Source organism: Paenibacillus sophorae, from assembly GCF_018966525.1.
Classification (GTDB): Bacteria; Bacillota; Bacilli; order Paenibacillales; family Paenibacillaceae; genus Paenibacillus_AQ; species Paenibacillus_AQ sophorae.
The window spans coordinates 1,648,410-1,666,528 of the sequence record NZ_CP076607.1 but is presented as its reverse complement, the minus strand read 5'-3'; the positions used below and the strand labels follow the sequence as shown (position 1 = coordinate 1,666,528).

Annotated in this window: 8 protein-coding genes, 15 tRNA genes and 3 rRNA genes; 4 read left to right on the top strand and 22 right to left on the bottom strand. The window is 52.5% G+C overall.

The window, feature by feature from the left end; translation table 11 throughout:
- The first annotated feature begins 177 nt into the window (after window positions 1-177).
- The 3 genes from glgP (at window position 178) to KP014_RS07845 (ending at window position 5,494) form a co-directional block, all read left to right on the top strand.
- Window positions 178-1,794, top strand: a complete 1,617-nt coding sequence (gene glgP / locus KP014_RS07855; RefSeq protein ID WP_036598680.1) for an alpha-glucan family phosphorylase — start codon at window positions 178-180, stop codon at window positions 1,792-1,794.
- Window positions 1,795-2,083: 289 nt separating this feature from the next.
- Window positions 2,084-3,541, top strand: a complete 1,458-nt coding sequence (gene katA, locus KP014_RS07850) for a catalase KatA (RefSeq protein WP_036598678.1) — start codon at window positions 2,084-2,086, stop codon at window positions 3,539-3,541.
- A gap of 168 nt (window positions 3,542-3,709) precedes the next feature.
- A complete protein-coding gene (locus KP014_RS07845; protein WP_036598676.1) occupies window positions 3,710-5,494 on the top strand; it encodes a stalk domain-containing protein in 1,785 nt (594 codons plus the stop codon).
- Window positions 5,495-5,627: 133 nt separating this feature from the next.
- Here KP014_RS07845 and KP014_RS07840 read toward each other — a convergent pair whose 3' ends face one another.
- The 4 genes from KP014_RS07840 to KP014_RS07825 all read right to left on the bottom strand — a co-directional run bounded on the left by KP014_RS07840 (window position 5,628) and on the right by KP014_RS07825 (window position 10,873).
- Window positions 5,628-6,224 (bottom strand): DMSO/selenate family reductase complex B subunit, encoded by a 597-nt coding sequence (locus tag KP014_RS07840; protein ID WP_216700475.1) that lies wholly within the window; start codon window positions 6,222-6,224, stop codon window positions 5,628-5,630.
- Complete coding sequence (locus tag KP014_RS07835) at window positions 6,221-8,515, bottom strand: DMSO/selenate family reductase complex A subunit (protein WP_051500337.1); 2,295 nt, start codon at window positions 8,513-8,515, stop codon at window positions 6,221-6,223. The genes KP014_RS07840 and KP014_RS07835 overlap by 4 nt, the downstream gene beginning before the upstream one ends.
- Before the next feature lie 22 nt (window positions 8,516-8,537).
- Complete coding sequence (locus KP014_RS07830) at window positions 8,538-9,182, bottom strand: DUF1847 domain-containing protein (RefSeq protein WP_036598675.1); 645 nt, start codon at window positions 9,180-9,182, stop codon at window positions 8,538-8,540.
- A 791-nt stretch (window positions 9,183-9,973) separates the two neighbouring features.
- The gene (locus KP014_RS07825) at window positions 9,974-10,873 is read right to left on the bottom strand and encodes a LysR family transcriptional regulator (protein WP_036598670.1); all 900 of its coding nucleotides are present in this window, start codon (window positions 10,871-10,873) and stop codon (window positions 9,974-9,976) included.
- A gap of 131 nt (window positions 10,874-11,004) precedes the next feature.
- On the opposite strand from KP014_RS07825, the gene KP014_RS07820 reads away from it, so the two are divergent.
- Complete coding sequence (locus tag KP014_RS07820) at window positions 11,005-11,205, top strand: hypothetical protein (RefSeq protein WP_036598668.1); 201 nt, start codon at window positions 11,005-11,007, stop codon at window positions 11,203-11,205.
- A 71-nt stretch (window positions 11,206-11,276) separates the two neighbouring features.
- On the opposite strand, the gene KP014_RS07815 is transcribed toward KP014_RS07820, so the two are convergent.
- The 18 genes from KP014_RS07815 to KP014_RS07730 all read right to left on the bottom strand — a co-directional run bounded on the left by KP014_RS07815 (window position 11,277) and on the right by KP014_RS07730 (window position 17,888).
- Window positions 11,277-11,347 (bottom strand) — tRNA-Gly (locus KP014_RS07815).
- Window positions 11,348-11,358: 11 nt separating this feature from the next.
- Window positions 11,359-11,432: transfer RNA gene (locus tag KP014_RS07810), tRNA-Pro, on the bottom strand.
- 10 nt (window positions 11,433-11,442) lie between these two features.
- Window positions 11,443-11,519 (bottom strand) — tRNA-Arg (locus KP014_RS07805).
- Window positions 11,520-11,525: 6 nt separating this feature from the next.
- Window positions 11,526-11,600 (bottom strand) — tRNA-Gly (locus KP014_RS07800).
- Between the two features lie 8 nt (window positions 11,601-11,608).
- A tRNA-Leu gene (locus KP014_RS07795) sits at window positions 11,609-11,696 on the bottom strand.
- A 14-nt stretch (window positions 11,697-11,710) separates the two neighbouring features.
- A tRNA-Lys gene (locus tag KP014_RS07790) sits at window positions 11,711-11,786 on the bottom strand.
- A gap of 7 nt (window positions 11,787-11,793) precedes the next feature.
- A tRNA-Gln gene (locus KP014_RS07785) sits at window positions 11,794-11,868 on the bottom strand.
- 26 nt (window positions 11,869-11,894) lie between these two features.
- A tRNA-His gene (locus KP014_RS07780) sits at window positions 11,895-11,970 on the bottom strand.
- Window positions 11,971-12,018: 48 nt separating this feature from the next.
- Window positions 12,019-12,095, bottom strand: a tRNA-Asp gene (locus KP014_RS07775).
- Between the two features lie 25 nt (window positions 12,096-12,120).
- Window positions 12,121-12,197 (bottom strand) — tRNA-Met (locus KP014_RS07770).
- 32 nt (window positions 12,198-12,229) lie between these two features.
- Window positions 12,230-12,305 (bottom strand) — tRNA-Val (locus KP014_RS07765).
- Between the two features lie 16 nt (window positions 12,306-12,321).
- Window positions 12,322-12,396: transfer RNA gene (locus tag KP014_RS07760), tRNA-Glu, on the bottom strand.
- A 44-nt stretch (window positions 12,397-12,440) separates the two neighbouring features.
- Window positions 12,441-12,529: transfer RNA gene (locus KP014_RS07755), tRNA-Ser, on the bottom strand.
- A 71-nt stretch (window positions 12,530-12,600) separates the two neighbouring features.
- Window positions 12,601-12,673, bottom strand: a tRNA-Asn gene (locus tag KP014_RS07750).
- A 3-nt stretch (window positions 12,674-12,676) separates the two neighbouring features.
- A tRNA-Ile gene (locus KP014_RS07745) sits at window positions 12,677-12,753 on the bottom strand.
- Between the two features lie 61 nt (window positions 12,754-12,814).
- A 5S ribosomal RNA gene (rrf, locus tag KP014_RS07740) occupies window positions 12,815-12,931 on the bottom strand.
- 151 nt (window positions 12,932-13,082) lie between these two features.
- Window positions 13,083-16,010, bottom strand: a 23S ribosomal RNA gene (locus KP014_RS07735).
- A gap of 321 nt (window positions 16,011-16,331) precedes the next feature.
- Window positions 16,332-17,888: ribosomal RNA gene (locus KP014_RS07730) — 16S ribosomal RNA — on the bottom strand.
- Together the 16S, 23S and 5S rRNA genes with 15 tRNA genes alongside form the textbook arrangement of a ribosomal RNA operon.
- Window positions 17,889-18,119: the final 231 nt, after the last annotated feature.

Sequence of the window (18,119 nt, the reverse complement as noted above, 5' to 3'; positions counted from 1 at the left end):
CTGACATCTCTCACAAAAACGTTGTTACACATGCGGTTGATTTATGTTAAAATATAACTGAAATCGTTTTCAAATGAGCGATTTACATTTTAATGAGTCAAACGTTTGCATCTACGATACAGCCGCAAGAATTCGCTGCAATTCAATCTAATCCGAAGATTAGGGAGGCTTATCCGCTTGAGTGAGAAGAACTTACCGTCAGTCGCTTATTTCAGCATGGAGTACGGGCTGCATTCCGATTTTAAAATGTACGCCGGGGGGCTCGGCATTCTGGCCGGCGATTACATCAAGGGCGCCAAGGATATCAATGTCCCGATCATTCCCATCGGCCTGAAGTGGAAGCAGGGCTATACCGACCAAAGAATCGACGCGAACGGCAATCCGTATGACTCCTATCACAACTATGTTTACGATTTTCTCGAAGATACCGGCGTAAAAGTGACTGTCAAGATCCGCGGCCTAGACGTAATCTGCAAGATTTGGAAAACGGAGCATTTTGGCAATAATCCGCTCTACCTGCTGGACACGGACATACCGGAGAATGCCGATGCATGGATTACAGGCCAGCTATACGGCTGGTTCGGGGAAGAACGGATCGCCCAGGAAATCGTGCTCGGAATCGGTGGGGTGAAAGCCCTGCGGGCGCTGGAAATCCCGGTGGATGTGTATCATTTTAACGAAGGTCATGCCGCGCTGGCGGCGATTGAACTGATCCGTGAAAAAATGGCCGGCGGTGATACCTTTGAAGAAGCCTGGAAGGCGACCCGGCAGGAGATTGTATTTACCACCCATACCCCGATCAAGGAGGGCAATGAATCCCATCCGCTGAGCCGTCTGGAGTATATGGGCGCCTTCAACGGACTGACCCGCAGCCAGATGGAGCGCATCGGCGGAGAACCGTTCAACATGACTGTCGCCGGTCTGCGCCTCTCCCGCATTTCCAATGGGGTAGCCAAGCTTCATGCCGAGACCGCGAACAAAATGTGGAAGGAAGTTCCTGGCCGCTCGCCGATCATTGCCATTACCAATGCCATTCATACGCCTACTTGGGTGGATGAACGCATCACCCGCGCCTACGAAGAGAACGGTGACCTATGGAGTGCCCATGCGGAAATCAAGAACGAGCTGATCGGGTTTATCGAGGAACGTTCCGGCATCCGGCTGAACGAGGACAATCTGTTGATAGGCTTCTCCCGCAGAGCCGCCCCTTATAAACGAAGCGATCTCATTTTCTCACGGCCCGACATCATCGAGCCCTACCTTGAATCAGGCAAGGTGCAAATCGTCTTCTCCGGCAAGGCTCATCCGCTGGACGACACCGGCAAAAGAATCGTCAGCAACCTTGTCTCCATGATGAAAAAGTATCCGAAAAGCGTCGTCTTCCTGGAGAACTACGATATGACGATCGGGGCGATGCTGACACGCGGCTCCGATGTGTGGCTTAACAATCCGCGAAGACCGCTGGAAGCGAGTGGAACCTCCGGGATGAAGGCCGCCATGAACGGCGTACTCAACTGCTCCATCCTCGACGGCTGGTGGCCCGAGGCCTGTATCGACGGCGAGAACGGCTGGCAGATCGGCGACGGCTTCGAGACGACCGACTTCGAGCTGCTGGACCGTCATGACAGCGAAGCGCTGTACGATACACTTCTCGGCCGCGTCCTGCCGACCTATTACGACAACCGCGAAAAATGGACGCAAATGATGCGCAGAAGCATTGAGACGACCCGTACGGAATTCGCGACCAAGCGAATGCTGGAGGAATACTACGGCAAAATGTATATCTCCTCCTGACTCCGTTCCCCTCATCAAACCCGTCCGCGTTTCGGACGGGTTTTTTTAGTTTAAAGAAAAAACAACCGCTAATGAAGGACCGGGCAGCTTCTTCGAAAAGACTCCGGTAGGAGTTTATCTTGTTGATCCGCCGGAGACTTCCCCCCCTCATTTCCGTATTATCACTCTCTTCCAGCTATATCAATTCTAATTTTTCTATTTAAAATATTATTTAAAAAGATTGATTTTCTCATGATTATAGTTATTATAATACTTATACTAAATCTAAATTCTACGAGGTGACATGTGCATGAGTTCAAACCATGACCACTTAACGACCAGTTGGGGCGCTCCGGTAGGAGACAACCAAAATTCGCAGACCGCCGGCTCGCGGGGCCCGACCTTGATCCAAGACGTCCATCTGTTGGAAAAGCTGGCCCACTTCAACAGAGAGCGCATCCCGGAACGCGTCGTTCATGCCAAGGGCGCCGGAGCTCACGGATATTTTGAAGTCACTCAGGATATGTCCCAATATACAAAGGCAGCCTTCCTCTCCCACATCGGCAAACGTACGCCCATGTTCATCCGTTTCTCCACCGTTGCCGGCGAACTGGGCTCGGCCGATACCGTGCGCGATCCGCGCGGCTTTGCCGTCAAGTTCTATACCGAGGAAGGGAACTATGATCTCGTCGGCAATAATACGCCGGTCTTCTTCATCCGCGATGCGATCAAATTTCCGGACTTTATCCATACGCAGAAGCGCCATCCTCAGACCCATCTGAAAAATCCGACAGCGGTTTGGGATTTCTGGTCCCTTTCGCCAGAGTCGCTGCATCAGGTTACCATTCTGATGTCCGACCGCGGCATTCCGGCAACGCTTCGTCATATGCACGGTTTTGGCAGCCATACGTTCAAATGGGTCAACGCTGAGGGACAAGCCGTTTGGGTGAAATACCATTTTAAAACCGAGCAGGGCGTTCAGAACATGGATGTCGATGTGGCAGCCAAAATCGCCGGCGAGCATCCGGATTACCATACGGAGGACTTGTTCAACGCGATCGCAACCGGCGATTTCCCGGCATGGAAGCTGTACGTGCAGATTATGCCGATTGAAGACGCGGATACGTACCGGTTCGATCCGTTCGACGTCACCAAAGTATGGTCGCAAAAAGATTACCCGCTGATTGAAGTCGGCCGCATGGTTCTGGACCGCAATCCGGAGAACTATTTTGCCGAAGTGGAGCAGGCCACCTTCTCCCCGGGTTCCTTCGTTCCAGGCATCGAGGCTTCTCCCGACAAAATGCTGCAGGGCCGTCTGTTCGCCTATGCCGACGCCCACCGCTACCGGGTCGGACCGAATCATAATCAGCTCCCGATCAACCGTCCGCAGTGCCCGGTGCATAACCACCAGCGCGACGGCGCAATGGCCTACGGCGACAACGGCGGCGCCTCCGTATACTACGAGCCGAACAGCTTCGGCGGACCGAAAGAGTCTCCGGAGCACAAGATTGCCCCATATGAAGTCTCCGGGCAGGCCGCCAGCGTCGCCTACGACCATCACGATCATTATACCCAGCCGGGCGATCTGTACCGTCTGCTGAGCGAAGACGAACGCGCCAGACTGGTGCGCAACATCGTCGATGCAATGAGGCCAGTGGAACAGGATGACATTAAGCTCCGCCAAATCGGTCATTTCTACAAAGCCGATCCCGAATTCGGCACACGCATTGCCGAAGGACTCGGGCTGTCAGTAGCGGTTGAGAGCTAAAACCCCATTTTTATAATAAGGAAGCCCCGAACCGCTTGGTTCGGGGCTTTGTGCTGCTGTCTCAAAAGGCTGACGCTTAATTGATTAGAAACTTTTGGAAATTACAAACGTCTAATTGTTGTGTCTGCTCTTTAAATGACAAACAAGCGTTTGAGGAGGTAGTGATTAGTGAAGAGCGTTTATAGAACTAAACCGGCTTTTAAATGGACCGCCGCAGCCCTTCTTGTGTTTCTTCTGGCCGCGATGATTCCCTGGGCCGGAAGAAACGCAGCAGAAGCAGCGCCCGGATCGGCCGGCGGACGGGTCGTTCTGGACCCGGGTTTTGGGTACCGCAGCTTCTGGGAACCGCTTGCGAATGAACTGTATAAGTCCAGTCCCGTGACCGCCTATCTTCCTACCCGCCTGCCCGATTCTGGCTCGTCATATTATGGCATTTCAAGCCGGCTAACGAAGGAGGGTTATGCCATCCAGCTTTACAAGACAGACAAAGCTCCTTCCGCCGCCAGCACGCTGCCCGGCGCGGCATCGCCTGTAAGAAATTCCCGGGACGTCTTGATTGAAACTTCTGCCGGAGCAGCCCAATCGTCATTCCCGCATGGAGATACGGTTCTGCTTGCAAAGAACGGTTGGACTATTTATGCTGATTCCTCCGCAGCGTTCACTGCCAGCCGCAAACGGCAGCTTATTCAGGCCTTCTCCCAGGCCGCGAAGTTCGCAACACCCTTATCTGCCGACGCGAAAGGCATCGTTAACGTATCGGGCACGGGGAACAGTGCTGTTTACTCCGCCTATTGGTCCTTTGACAGCAAGACAGGCTACAAGTTGGTAAGCCATACTTCACTCGCCGATTTCCTGTCGGTGCTTTACAGCTTCAGGCCGGTTATTAATCTGCTGGGTCAGGCGGATGTGGTGCTGCTGCCGATGGATTCGGAACTGAATTGGCGGATCAGCAGTACGACCGTGTTTCATCCCCGGGAGAACAAGCGTACTACACTCAGCAGCGCTCCCCTTCTAATTGACGGAAATCCCTATTTTCCTTTAAAAGATGCAATTGCATTTATTAAGGGCAATATGCAGACCGTCCCGGCGGAGAATGCCATTTATTTCTCGGAGAGCGGATACTACAATCTGCTTAAGCTTCATTTAAAAACAGGTCAAGTGTATAAAGGCAATCAAAAAGTCGCCACCATCAAAGTCCGCAAAGCGAATGGCGTTACATTGGTACCGCTCCGTTTTTTGCATGAGCAGTTGGGTTTAGTATTCAGCTATTCTTCTGCAGCGAAGACGGGAAAAATCCAGCATACCGGCTGGTTCACGAACAACCGTGCACTTCAGGCGTCCGGTGACACGCTCACCTTATCTGTATTCGGTGTCGGGAATTTTTCATACGAGAGCAGCCGGTTCGGTTCCTTCGGTTCGTACAGCTACGAACAAAGCAAACCTCCGCAAGGCTATAACGGACGTAAATACGCCATGTACCGGGTCAGCATTCCTCTTTTGCCCGGGGACAATGAATTCGTATACCGCGACTCCATAACAGGGCGCGTCATCAACACCATTCCCGTCGGTTCCGCGTTAACCGCAGCCGATATTTCTTTCCGTTACAGCGGTAATCCGTCCTACGACTCCCTGGCCATGGCTCTGAAGCTGACCTCAAGCGACGGAACCTCGTGGCCGGCGGGCTACGCGGAGACATCCTCTTATGCCGACTTAAGCGGGGCCATAACAGCCGGAGGTAATGGCTTCTCCTCTCTACGGCTCACACTGCGGCCGGCCCATGAAAGGGAGAGCAAGGCTGTCAGCATTCCAGTAGCCAAGGACGGCAGCTTTACTTACCGAATCAAGCCGGAACAGGGAAAAGGCACCTACACCGCCACGCTGTATAACCCCCCGGAGAGCCTCCCGTTCGATGATTTTGCCGCTATTGTAAGCTTCACGCTTGTCGTGAAATAAGCGGTGAGCACAGCACAGCAGCATTGCCTTTGAAGGCGTTGCTGCTTTTTTGTTTAAGTGAGCAGCCGGAGCGACCCGCTTTCAGACTGCTTATTCCATTGCTTATGAATGGATGATTCATAACAACCAGAAGCTATGAATGCCGCTCATTCCTGATAGCGCTGCGATGAGGAGATATAACCAGCGAAGGCCGCGTAAGCTGAGCATCAGGCAGCCCTTCGATCTGATTGACGGTTCCATGCTTGGCCTGAAGCTCCTCCAAAGGACCGCATTCAATCAACCGCAAAGGACACGAGTTCACACACACCGGCTGCTTGCCTGCCGCGAGCTGATCCTGACACATCTCACATTTTTCCGCCTTGCGCGTAATCGGGTTGTAGTTAGGGGCGCCATAAGGGCAATTGCGGACACATATGCGGCAGCCAATGCACAGCTCGGCATTAATCATCACAATGCCGTCTTCTTCCCGTTTGTAAATCGCTTGAACCGGGCACTTGCTTACGCAAAGCGGGTCCTGACAATGGTTGCAGCTCATCGGCACCCAATACGCGAATACCTCCTGATAGACAGCGCCGCCAATCTGCCGATACCCGCCGCCTGCGAATTCACTGACGCTGCGAAACAATTGTCCTGGCGCAAGGTTATTCTTGTCCTTACAGGCGGTTTGACAGGTGCAGCAGCCGGAGCAGTGCTCCTGATCGATATAAAAAGCCATCTGCTTTCCCATCATGTCTGCTCGGCCTCCCCTTCATCCCTCCGGATTTGTACCAGGTTCGTATGCTGAGGATTGCCAAAAGCAAGAGGCGTCGGATGATACTTCGTCAAAGCATTGATGCAGCCGCGGCGATCGACTCCTTTTTCGTCCGGTGTCCACCAAGCGCCCTGGGGAACCGAAACGACACCCGGCATAATTCTCGGGGTCACCTTGGCCGGCAATGACATTTCTCCCCGTTCGTTATATACCCGAACGTGATCCCCATTTGCGATGCCCCGCGCGTCGGCGTCAGCTGTGTTCATCCACACTTCCTGACGGCCGGCTTCCTCCATCCACTCGCTGTTATCGAAGGAAGAATGGACGCGGCGCTTGTAATGGTGACCGATGCATTGTAGGGGGTAATGCGCTTTGAGCGGGTCTTCCGGCCCCTCCCAAGCCGCGATATATTGGGGTACGGCAGGGATTTCCTTGGGATTGTTTTTCTGCCATAGACGTTCGGAGAAAATTTCGATTTTTCCCGAGGGAGTAGGGAACGGATATCGCTCGGGATCTTCAATCTGCTTTTGGAAGGCAATAAAGGGTTCCGTGTGGTTCCAGCGGTAAACGCCCTGTTCCTTAAACCGCCCGTAATCGGGAAATTCCAGATTGGCTTCCCGGGTCTGCTCTACGATATATTTCAGCCATTGTTCATGCGTTCGGCCTTCGGTAAATTCCTTCTTTAAGCCAAGTCTGTCGGCCAGATCTGTAATCCAATCATAGCCATTGCGGCACTCATAGACCGTTTCAACCACTTTATTCATGTACAATATGTAGCGGCCGTTGTTGTCCGCGACGATGTCATTCCGCTCCATGAAGCTATCGGCCGGCAGAAGAATATCCGCGAACCGCGCGCTTGCCGTCAGAAAATGGTCGCTGACGACAATCAGTTCCACCAGACTTTCATCCGCCAGCATTTTCGCCGTGCCGTTGCAATCCGAATGCTGATTAATCAGGCAATTGCCGCCCAGATTAAAGATCAGCTTGATATTCGAGGATAGCTTCTCTACTCCGGTAACGCCCAGTTCAGGACCCATTTCCGTTCCCCGCATAATCGCATCGGGCCAAGTAAATACCGATATTTGCGCCTTGCACGGATTATGGATTGGAATGGAGCCTACAATGGGCTGAACCGCCGGGTAACCGGCACCGGACGCCCAGCCCCCCTTGACGCCCACGTTGCCGGTTATGGCAGCGAGCACCGTCCCGCTCCGCACAACCTGTTCCCCATAAGCATGGCGCTGCGGGCCATAGCCCTGAATCAGCGCGCCGGGGTGCATCGTGGCATACTCGCGTGCCAAACGGATAATGGTTTCGCGCGGAATGCCGGTTATCGCCTCCGCCCATTCCGGCGTTTTCACCGTCCGGTCCTCACTTTCGCCGAGAATGTAGCTTTTGTACGAATTCCCGGAAGGTATACCTGCGGGCATATGCTCCTCGTCAAATCCCAGGCAATACTTGTCCAGAAAGGATTGGTCATGCAGTCCTTCCGTAATCATCGTATAAGCCATCGCATCCAGCAGCGCGCTATCCGTCGTAGGCCGAATCGGAATCCATTCGTCGGCCAAAGCGACAGCCGTATTGGAATAGATCGGGTCGATTACAACAATTCGGGCGCCTGCTTCTTTGGCGCGCTTCAGGTAATAGGAGGTGTTGGTGCCATGAATGGTCTCAGCCGGGTTCCATCCCAGCATGATGATCAGCTTGGAGTGAACCCAATCCTCCCGGCTGCTGCCGGTCTTCGTTGTTCCAAAAGTGTAAGGCGTGGCAATCTGCGTACAAGCCGTGCTGTAAGTGCCGTAATACGAAAGATAGCCTCCATATAGTCCCATCAATCTGGCCATCCATACCCGCTCCGCTGTCTTACCGGTATTTCCGCTGGCATAATTCAAGTAAATGGACTCCGGTCCATACCTCTGCATCATCTTCTCGGTTTGGGCCGCAATGATATCCAGCGCCTCATCCCAGCCGATCCGCTCAAACTTGCCTTCGCCCCGTTTGCCGACCCGTTTCATCGGATATTTCAGACGGTCCGGATGATATAGACGGTCACGGTAAGAATAGCAGCGTAGACAGCCCCGCAGCTGCGGGGCTGTCTCGGTATCCGGTATATCATCCTCGGTTGTGATGCGCACAATCCGTCCATTGGCAACATACGCCTTCAAGACGCATAAACCACCGCAATTGTGAGAAGCTGCCGTCCTTATAACCTGTTCTTCCACATGCGGCTGCCGCGAACCGGATAAAGGACTTACTCCTTTTCCCCCCATAATCGTCTCCCTCCCCAGCTTTTTATTCCGCATGGAGAAGCTTGGCGTAGTACGAGGTCGTCGTATACAGCGCGGCAACCGGGTTATGACCCATAACGCGATCCTTCGTTACCAACGTTGTTACAGGGGCGTCCGAATATTTCATAAACAACGAATCATGACCGACGCAAAGTCCGACGACCACATTCAGATCGGTTTGTTCCGCATTGAGGATCTTCGCCTGCATAAGCGGATTGCAGAGCGACTCATGACCGCCCTTTTTCACTTTATCCTCTTCAGGGATGCCGATTTCGGTCTTGTCCACGCCTCCGACCTTGCATATGACACTATAGAATTCCATTCCTCGGGCTTTCAAAATTTTCGCAAAAATCTTGCTTTCCTGAATCAATCCGGCGCAGGTTGCAATACCGATTTTCTTTGCGTTCAATTTTTTGGCAAATTCTATAATTTCCTCAACTCGGGTCAGCTTGCCGTAGAACTGTCCCTCAACCTCCGCCGATGCCCGTGCGATTCTCGACACCAGCTCGTCCTTTTTATAGGCATCGAGGGCTTCCTCAAGGAACACCTCATCAGAATTCGTTGTAGGGCATGCTTTCGGAAATTCAGCTTCCCTTGTTGTGCAGTTGTATACGCCGCAGCTTGTGCATGAAAAACTATAGTCCGCCATAATATCCTCCTCCAGTTTGAATCTTCGGTAAAGTGGTCCCTAGCAATCAAAACCAAGAAAGCTCAGCGAAGCCTCCACCAGTATCGCTTTGACAATACCAATCGTCGTGCTGACCAGAATAGGCACAACGACATTCGGAAGGATGGGCCTGAATCAAACTTTCCATATTCGTCCAGCTCAGCAGCCAAAATACAACAACGAGATCTTTAAATGTACAACGGCCGCTCCGACTGGTTGAATAAAAAAAGGTTAAGAATACAAGCGCAGCCCGCAGCATGCCTTGTATCTCAACCTCTTTTCGTAAAGTCGGTTTTTATTTCAGTATCAGCCCGCCAGAAGTCAGCGTTTGAGTGAACTCTAATCGTCTGGACGGATCAATTATCATACTATTCATACTAACTTAGTATGACTTTAATACTTAGCCTTATGATCGTCAATACAAGAAAACGAAGCTCATAAATAAAATCGCTCTAAATGTTACAAAAAAACATCAAAACGGAGCACACGGAATGAAGCTGAGGAAGCGTTAGCCGTCACCTTTGCAACCGAATGTCCCCTACCTCGAATACCGTGCGTATTCTTGGCTAATGGCAGGCATTGGACGCTCCCGTTCGCGACTGCCACCTTGATATAAACGAGGCGGTCAGCCCCGTACTTCAGATGATTTTTCAATTGAAATCTTGGCACAAAGGCAAAGTTCGTCGATGGTTGGCAGTCTGATATTCGTGGGTTGGATATCTTTCGATCCTGCGCTTCTGCTATATGAGTCCGGTTAGTTTCGATTTATTCCTCTAAGATTCCGAAGCCCGGGCTCCGCAACACAACGCTTCCGGCAGATGCTCCTTTAGCTCCTCGATAAATTTATGAAAGGCGCTCGTCATGTACAGATCGCGCCGCCGTACAAAGACCGTCGGAACTTCCCTGTACCTCTCCGGGAAAGGATAGCACCGGATGCCGTCCTTGACATTCAGCTTATTAAAATAAGATACAGGCAGCACTGCAAAGCCGATCCCCGCTTTTACACAGCCCAGCAGCCCTTCCATTGTTCCGAACTGCATGACTTTGGCTAGACGGAAGCCTTCGTCCCTGAACCACTCTTCCAACTGCAGCCGATACATGCAGTCTGGGTTCAAGATCAGCAGTGTCTTGTCCTGAATGGTTCGGAGCCCGCGAAAATCCATCGTTTCCGGTATGATAAGTCCCAAACGCTCGTTAATGATAAGCTCCTGAATAATGTCCGGATGCTCGACCGGCCCATCCACAAAGGCTCCGTTAACGGAATACTGCAGGACGGCATTGATAAGTTGATCGGTTAATCCAATTTCCAGATGGACTTCGACCTCAGGAAATTTGCCGCGATACGCGGATAAAATAGGGGGCAAGCGTATGGCCGCCGTCGTATCGGAGCCCACCGTAATGGAGCCCTTGGGAATGGGCGAATCCAGAACCGCTTTTTCCGCCTCCTCCAGCAGGTTTAAAATCTTCTCCGTATACGTTAAAAGAGTCTGACCCGCCGAAGTCAGCGTGATCCCCCGGCTGTGACGGTAAAAGAGCGGAGTCTTCAGCTCCTGCTCCAGCTGCTGAATTCTTGCCGTCACATTCGATTGTACATAGTTAAGACTTTGGGCTGCTTTTGAAATGCTCCCTTCCTCGGCGACCGCCATAAACACCTTCAGAAGACCAATATCCATCCCGGCACGCTCCTCTCTTTTTAGCTATCAGCCACGGTGATGTCCTCCATCATTTCCCTTCATTATACATGATCGGTCTCTCCCCTTATGATGGAATTACAAAAGAAAACACTTTAAGAGGAGTGCAACTGATGGAAAATAAACGTTGGCGTTTTAAAGTGCCCGGAGCATCGGACAGCAAAGAGATCATCATCGACACCAGGGAAATCAAGAGTGTGTATGACGTTCTGAAGAAGCTGAGAAACGCGGAAGACGCAGTTCCCCTTGAAGAAACAACGGCTCCCCGCCAGGAAACGAACCCAGAATCCCCCGGCAAACCTGAAGCCGTATAGGAACAACTATGGATACGGATCTGTATAACAAAAAAAGACCTCTGCAGCGCAGAAGTCTTTATGATGCAGTAAGCGGGTGATGGGAATCGAACCCACGCTATCAGCTTGGAAGGCTGAAGTTCTACCATTGAACTACACCCGCAAAGGTGAAAATCGGGATGACACGATTCGAACATGCGACCCCCTGGTCCCAAACCAGGTGCTCTACCAAGCTGAGCTACATCCCGTTAGTATTAATGGCGCGCCCTGAGAGATTCGAACTCCCGACCTTTTGATTCGTAGTCAAACGCTCTATCCAGCTGAGCTAAGGGCGCAAAATATGGAGCGGACGACGGGAATCGAACCCGCGACCCTCGCCTTGGCAAGGCGATGCTCTACCGCTGAGCCACGTCCGCAAAAAATATGGTGCGGTCGAGAGGACTCGAACCTCCACGGGGGGTTAGCCCACACGGACCTGAACCGTGCGCGTCTGCCAATTCCGCCACGACCGCAAAAGAATGAAACATGGTGAGCCATGAAGGACTCGAACCTTCGACACCCTGATTAAAAGTCAGGTGCTCTACCAACTGAGCTAATGGCTCGTACAAATGGCTGGGGATATAGGATTCGAACCTATGCATGACGGAGTCAAAGTCCGTTGCCTTACCGCTTGGCTAATCCCCAACAAGATACGAAACGTTTTAAATTAATGGGGCGATCGATGGGACTTGAACCCACGAATGCCGGAGCCACAATCCGGTGCGTTAACCCCTTCGCCACGACCGCCATAATAAAATGATTCGGTGTATGGTTATACAAGAACAGATAAATCAATGGCGGAACCGACGGGATTCGAACCCGCGATCTCCTGCGTGACAGGCAGGCATGTTAGGCCTCTACACCACGGTTCCACGAGGCTTCTTCTCTAAGAAGAATTGGTTGCGGGGGCAGGATTTGAACCTGCGGCCTTCGGGTTATGAGCCCGACGAGCTACCGGGCTGCTCCACCCCGCGTCAGTAATACAAATATTTATTTAGTAGTATCATGGTGGAGGCTGAGGGGATCGAACCCCCGACCCTCTGCTTGTAAGGCAGATGCTCTCCCAGCTGAGCTAAGCCTCCATATTAATATAGTAGTTGGTGACCCGTAGGGGATTCGAACCCCTGTTACCTCCGTGAAAGGGAGGTGTCTTAACCCCTTGACCAACGGGCCATGCTAAAAGTGTACTATCATTATCCCATCCGACGAGAATTCAACGGAGAGAGAGGGATTCGAACCCTCGAGACGCTTTTGACGCCTACACGATTTCCAATCGTGCTCCTTCGGCCAACTCGGACACCTCTCCATGATATGTAAGGTACCCCGGAAAGCACTTATATAAACATTTCTGTCCATCTATGCTTTCCGGAGAGGTAACTCCCCGAACAGGACTCGAACCTGTGACAACTCGATTAACAGTCGAGTGCTCTACCAACTGAGCTATCAGGGACCATGGTGGGCCCTAGTGGACTCGAACCACCGACCTCACCCTTATCAGGGGTGCGCTCTAACCAGCTGAGCTAAGGGCCCTTTTGGATAATATGTAAACGTCGCGGCAAAAAAAATACCACAACGAATATATGTGGTGTCCGCTTGGCGGCGTCCTACTCTCCCAGGACCCTTCGGTCCAAGTACCATCGGCGCTGGAGGGCTTAACGGTCGTGTTCGGGATGGGTACGCGTGGAACCCCTCCGCCATCGCCACCAAACGGGCATTTGCGATGAACAAATGCGTAAATCAGGTGTTCAGCATCGCCAAATGCTGAAAAGCAATTTCTGTTGATCGCAACCGCTAGAGCTGCATCCAACAGAGTTCTTGCTCCCTGAAAACTGGATTCGAAACGAAAGATTGCGTTATTTTTGGATAAGCCCTCGACCGATTAGTATTGGTCAGCTCCATGCATTGCTGCACTTCCACCTCCAACCTATCTACCTCGTCGTCTTCAAGGGGTCTTACTAACTTGGGAAATCTCATCTTGAGGGGGGCTTCACGCTTAGATGCTTTCAGCGCTTATCCCGTCCGTACGTAGCTACCCAGCCATGCTCCTGGCGGAACAACTGGTGCACCAGCGGTACGTCCATCCCGGTCCTCTCGTACTAAGGACAGCTCCTCTCAAATTTCCTGCGCCCACGACAGATAGGGACCGAACTGTCTCACGACGTTCTGAACCCAGCTCGCGTACCGCTTTAATGGGCGAACAGCCCAACCCTTGGGACCTACTTCAGCCCCAGGATGCGATGAGCCGACATCGAGGTGCCAAACCTCCCCGTCGATGTGGACTCTTGGGGGAGATAAGCCTGTTATCCCCAGGGTAGCTTTTATCCGTTGAGCGATGGCCCTTCCATGCGGTACCACCGGATCACTAAGCCCGACTTTCGTCCCTGCTCGACTTGTAGGTCTCGCAGTCAAGCTCCCTTCTGCCTTTGCACTCTTCGAATGATTTCCAACCATTCTGAGGGAACCTTGGGACGCCTCCGTTACTCTTTAGGAGGCGACCGCCCCAGTCAAACTGCCCGCCTGACACGGTCCCCGTACCGGTTTACGGTACCAGGTTAGAACCTAGATACGATCAGGGTGGTATCCCAACGGCGCCTCCACCGAAGCTGGCGCTCCGGCTTCCAAGGCTCCCACCTATCCTGTACAGATCGTACCCAAGTTCAATATCAAGCTGCAGTAAAGCTCCATGGGGTCTTTCCGTCTTGTCGCGGGTAACCTGCATCTTCACAGGTATTAAAATTTCACCGGATCTCTCGTTGAGACAGCGCCCAAGTCGTTACGCCATTCGTGCGGGTCAGAATTTACCTGACAAGGAATTTCGCTACCTTAGGACCGTTATAGTTACGGCCGCCGTTTACTGGGGCTTCGGTTCACAGCTTCGGGTTTAACCCCTAACCGCTCCCCTTAACCTTCCAGCACCGGGCAGGCGTCAGCCCGTATACTTCGCCTTGCGGCTTCGCACAGACCTGTGTTTTTGCTAAACAGTCGCTTGGGCCTTTTCACTGCGGCCCCCTCGGGCTATTCACCCTACCGAGGCACCCCTTCTCCCGAAGTTACGGGGTCATTTTGCCGAGTTCCTTAACGAGAGTTCTTCCGCGCGCCTTAGAATTCTCTTCTCGCCTACCTGTGTCGGTTTGCGGTACGGGCACCTTCTCCTGGCTAGAGGCTTTTCTTGGCAGTGTGAGATCATGACCTTCGCTACTACAATTTTCGCTCCCCATCACAGCCCAGCCTTATGGTGTACGGATTTGCCTATACACCAGCCTCGCTGCTTGGACGGACATCCATCAGTCCGCGTCACTACCCTCCTGCGTCCCCCCATTGCTCATCACGGATTATGGTGGTACAGGAATATCAACCTGTTGTCCTTCGACTACGCCTGTCGGCCTCGCCTTAGGTCCCGACTTACCCTGAGCGGACGAGCCTTCCTCAGGAAACCTTGGGCTTTCGGCGGATCAGATTCTCACTGATCTTTTCGTTACTCATACCGGCATTCTCACTTGTATGCAGTCCAGCTGTCCTTACAGTCAACCTTCAATCCGCATACAACGCTCCCCTACCCCTGATGCAAGCATCAAGCCATAGCTTCGGTGGTGTGTTTAGCCCCGTTACATTTTCGGCGCAGAGTCACTCGACCAGTGAGCTATTACGCACTCTTTCAATGGTGGCTGCTTCTAAGCCAACATCCTGGTTGTCTGTGCAACTCCACATCCTTTCCCACTTAACACACACTTGGGGACCTTAGCTGATGGTCTGGGCTGTTTCCCTTTTGACAATGGATCTTAGCACTCACTGTCTGACTCCCGGACGCAAGTCCATGGCATTCGGAGTTTGACTGAGCTTGGTAACCCTTGCGGGCCCCGCACCCAATCAGTGCTCTACCTCCACGACTTCAAATCCGAGGCTAGCCCTAAAGCTATTTCGGGGAGAACCAGCTATCTCCGAGTTCGATTGGAATTTCTCCGCTACCCCCACCTCATCCCCGCACTTTTCAACGTGCGTGGGTTCGGGCCTCCAGTGCGTGTTACCGCACCTTCACCCTGGACAGGGGTAGATCACACGGTTTCGGGTCTACGCCCACGTACTTCGTCGCCCTATTCAGACTCGCTTTCGCTGCGGCTCCGGCTCCTCGCCTTAACCTTGCACGTTAAACGTAACTCGCCGGTTCATTCTACAAAAGGCACGCCATCACCCCTAAAATGGGCTCTGACTTCTTGTAAGCACACGGTTTCAGGTACTATTTCACTCCCCTTCCGGGGTGCTTTTCACCTTTCCCTCACGGTACTGTTTCACTATCGGTCGCCAGGGAGTATTTAGCCTTGGCAGATGGTCCTGCCGGATTCATACGGGGTTTCACGTGCCCCGCACTACTCGGGATCCGTCTCGGAGGGAACGATTTTTCAGCTACAGGGCTTTTACCTCTTCCAGCGGGCCTTTCCAGACCTCTTCGCTTAAACCGTTCCTTTGTAACTCCATGGGAGACGTCCCACAACCCCGAAGAGCAAGCTCTTCGGTTTAGGCTGTTCCGCGTTCGCTCGCCGCTACTGACGGAATCACTCTTGTTTTCTCTTCCTCAGGGTACTTAGATGTTTCAGTTCCCCTGGTCTGCCTCTACCTACCCTATGAATTCAGGTAGGAGTGACTGTGCATTACCACAGCCGGGTTTCCCCATTCGGACACCCCCGGATCCACGCTTGCTTACAGCTCCCCGAGGCCTTTTCGTTGTTCGCCACGTCCTTCTTCGGCTCCTGGCGCCTAGGCATCCTCCGTGTGCTCTTACTAGCTTAACCAACGCTCCAATTTTCGCCTGATCGCTCCGTCTTGTTTGAAAGGCCGCTTCCGGATTGCTCCGTTCGCTTTCGCCTTTCAAGCCAAAAGTCGCTCTCATTCGAAAATCTTCGCTCTCAGCTAATAACTATTTCAACTTGCTTGGACACAAGTTTCAGCTAAAAGATGTTCTAAAACGCAATTTTCGTTTCGGTATCCAGTTTTCAAGGATCAAGTTCTTGCTTTTGAGAGTTTGAGCTCTCAAAACTGAGCAACGAGTGAGCGTTGCCGGAAGCTAAGCTTCCGATTTGAATGTTTCCGCTGCGGGAAACGATTCTCCATAGAAAGGAGGTGATCCAGCCGCACCTTCCGATACGGCTACCTTGTTACGACTTCACCCCAATCATCTACCCCACCTTCGGCGGCTGGCTCCCTTGCGGGTTACCCCACCGACTTCGGGTGTTGTAAACTCTCGTGGTGTGACGGGCGGTGTGTACAAGACCCGGGAACGTATTCACCGCGGCATGCTGATCCGCGATTACTAGCAATTCCGACTTCATGCAGGCGAGTTGCAGCCTGCAATCCGAACTGAGACCGGCTTTATAAGATTGGCTCCACCTCGCGGCTTCGCTTCCCGTTGTACCGGCCATTGTAGTACGTGTGTAGCCCAGGTCATAAGGGGCATGATGATTTGACGTCATCCCCACCTTCCTCCGGTTTGTCACCGGCAGTCACTCTAGAGTGCCCAGCTTTACCTGCTGGCAACTAAAGTCAAGGGTTGCGCTCGTTGCGGGACTTAACCCAACATCTCACGACACGAGCTGACGACAACCATGCACCACCTGTCTCCTCTGTCCCGAAGGCCGCGCCTATCTCTAGGCGATTCAGAGGGATGTCAAGACCTGGTAAGGTTCTTCGCGTTGCTTCGAATTAAACCACATACTCCACTGCTTGTGCGGGTCCCCGTCAATTCCTTTGAGTTTCAGTCTTGCGACCGTACTCCCCAGGCGGAGTGCTTACTGTGTTAACTTCGGCACCAAGGGTATCGAAACCCCTAACACCTAGCACTCATCGTTTACGGCGTGGACTACCAGGGTATCTAATCCTGTTTGCTCCCCACGCTTTCGCGCCTCAGCGTCAGTTACAGCCCAGAAAGTCGCCTTCGCCACTGGTGTTCCTCCACATCTCTACGCATTTCACCGCTACACGTGGAATTCCACTTTCCTCTTCTGCACTCAAGCTGCCCAGTTTCCAGTGCGACCACAGGTTGAGCCCATGGTTTAAACACCAGACTTAAACAGCCGCCTGCGCGCGCTTTACGCCCAATAATTCCGGACAACGCTTGCCCCCTACGTATTACCGCGGCTGCTGGCACGTAGTTAGCCGGGGCTTTCTTCTCAGGTACCGTCACTCTCTTAGCAGTTACTCTAAGAGACGTTCTTCCCTGGCAACAGAGCTTTACGATCCGAAAACCTTCATCACTCACGCGGCGTTGCTCCGTCAGGCTTTCGCCCATTGCGGAAGATTCCCTACTGCTGCCTCCCGTAGGAGTCTGGGCCGTGTCTCAGTCCCAGTGTGGCCGTTCACCCTCTCAGGTCGGCTACGCATCGTCGCCTTGGTGAGCCGTTACCCCACCAACTAGCTAATGCGCCGCAGGCCCATCCCTTGACAGCAGATTGCTCCGCCTTTCAGCCTCCCAGCAGGTGCCAAGAGGAATTATCCGGTATTAGCTACCGTTTCCGGTAGTTATCCCAGTTCAAGGGGCAGGTTGCCTACGTGTTACTCACCCGTCCGCCGCTAAGTATTTTTGAGAGCAAGCTCTCAAAAATACTCCGCTCGACTTGCATGTATTAGGCACGCCGCCAGCGTTCGTCCTGAGCCAGGATCAAACTCTCCAATAAGGTTTTTTCGTGCGGTTACTCCCTCGAATCACTCCAAGAAAACAACCATCCGAAAAGTTTATCGATAGAGCGATTAGCTCATGTTGAAACATCTGACGAGAATTTGCATTCTCATGATGGCCTTTCCAAAGCGTGAACCACGCTGTGAAATCCATCTCTTTTGGAACTCGCTAGAAGCGAATTCCCACTCACTCGTTGTTCAGTTTTCAAAGATCAAACTTGTTTGCCGTT

Bases quoted from the DNA above. Each gene is read 5' to 3' on its own strand.
- katA (WP_036598678.1), top strand. From the start codon at position 2,084: ATGAGTTCAAACCATGACCACTTAACGACCAGTTGGGGCGCTCCGGTA.
- KP014_RS07840 (WP_216700475.1), bottom strand. From the start codon at position 6,224: ATGATGGGAAAGCAGATGGCTTTTTATATCGATCAGGAGCACTGCTCC.
- KP014_RS07835 (WP_051500337.1), bottom strand. From the start codon at position 8,515: ATGGGGGGAAAAGGAGTAAGTCCTTTATCCGGTTCGCGGCAGCCGCAT.
- KP014_RS07830 (WP_036598675.1), bottom strand. From the start codon at position 9,182: ATGGCGGACTATAGTTTTTCATGCACAAGCTGCGGCGTATACAACTGC.
- KP014_RS07825 (WP_036598670.1), bottom strand. From the start codon at position 10,873: ATGGATATTGGTCTTCTGAAGGTGTTTATGGCGGTCGCCGAGGAAGGG.
- KP014_RS07820 (WP_036598668.1), top strand. From the start codon at position 11,005: ATGGAAAATAAACGTTGGCGTTTTAAAGTGCCCGGAGCATCGGACAGC.